At 56.7% G+C, this 1,199-nt stretch carries 1 protein-coding gene and 2 tRNA genes; 2 read left to right on the top strand and 1 reads right to left on the bottom strand.

The genetic code is table 11. The features are described 5' to 3' along the window. Positions 1-30 precede the first annotated feature (30 nt). Positions 31-103, top strand: a tRNA-Val gene (locus tag EHS19_RS05345). A gap of 31 nt (positions 104-134) precedes the next feature. Beyond that, a tRNA-Ala gene (locus EHS19_RS05340) sits at positions 135-207 on the top strand. A 738-nt stretch (positions 208-945) separates the two neighbouring features. Here the strand turns inward: EHS19_RS05340 and EHS19_RS10755 are convergent. Further along, a partial coding sequence (locus EHS19_RS10755; protein WP_175578325.1) for a hypothetical protein occupies positions 946-1,199 on the bottom strand: 254 nt, incomplete at its 5' end.

Raw genomic sequence — 1,199 nt, 5'->3', positions numbered from 1 at the left:
GAGGTTTAGGCCTCCCAGCCGGCAGCGATCGGGTGATTGGCGCAGCGGCTAGCGCACTTCCTTCACACGGAAGGGGTCGTAGGTTCGATTCCTACATCACCCACGACTTGCGAGAGACAACGCAGGTTATGTTCGGGGCTATAGCGCAGCTGGTAGCGCATCTCCATGGCATGGAGAGGGTCAGGGGTTCGAATCCCCTTAGCTCCACAGTTAAAAGGACCGCCAGTGGCGGTCCTTTTTTGTTTCCCGCGAGGCAATGCCTTTGCCGGCCTCTGCTGGCTGCGGTGGGGCTGCGCTCGGAAGGTGATCGATCTGTCGATCTGTCACGCGGCGTCATTTTGCCTGTTTTTTGTATCTCGTGGCAGACGGCTCCGGTTCGGCTTGGCTCAGCTTGGTTCCGGATCATTGGAATTCCGCCGTTCTGTGATTATGCGGCACAGTGATGGCTGCTCGTTGGTTGTCACGCGGCGTGTTTTTCGTCCGTTTTGTCGCCGCGTGACAATTCGCAGCGATCCGCATGGTCGTTCGTAGACGATCCGAGTACAGCTTGCGGTGATTACGATGTCTGAAGAGGGTCACGGGTGTGACTGGGCTAGTGGTCCGTCTCGCAAATAAATGAGGGGTTCAGCTTTTGTCTCTCCCTTAGTCAGCTTTGCTGACAGTCCCTACGTCAGAGGGAGCCAGAGGGAGCCAGCGCCACTCAACCAATTACGAGGCCGAACAGGTATCACGCCAGGCCGAGCCAACAGTCGGGATCGGTTTGCGCAAGGTTTTCTCGAAGTGGCCGAAGTGGCCGTTGATTTCGAGACAACCTTGCGCGAAGACGCGCTCCTGCGCAAGATAATCTCGAAGGTTCTGGTCCCTTGGAGAATCTCTTGCGCAGGAGCGCGCTGTGGAAGAGATAGATCAGAGCGCGCGAGTGCTTGTGCGTCTCGCGCTCAGGACTCAGTCGTCATTGCGATCGTCATCGGTATCGTCGTCAGAGTCGTTGCTGTCGTCCTGATCGTCGTCGCTGTCGTCATCGTTCTGATCATCAGCATCGTCGTTATCGTCCGAGTCGTTATCGTCGTCGTTATCGTCGTCGTTATCGTCCGAGTCGTTGTTTGAGTCATCGGACGTGTCGTCATTGGCGTCATCAACGTCGTCGTCATCGTTCGATCCGCTATTGTTGGCGTCGTCGGTATCGTCGCTGTCGTCGT

The organism is Bifidobacterium jacchi, assembly GCF_009078285.1.
GTDB lineage: Bacteria > Actinomycetota > Actinomycetes > Actinomycetales > Bifidobacteriaceae > Bifidobacterium > Bifidobacterium jacchi.
The sequence above is the reverse complement of the archived record's forward strand: the minus strand, read 5'-3'. Positions and strand labels throughout refer to the sequence as shown.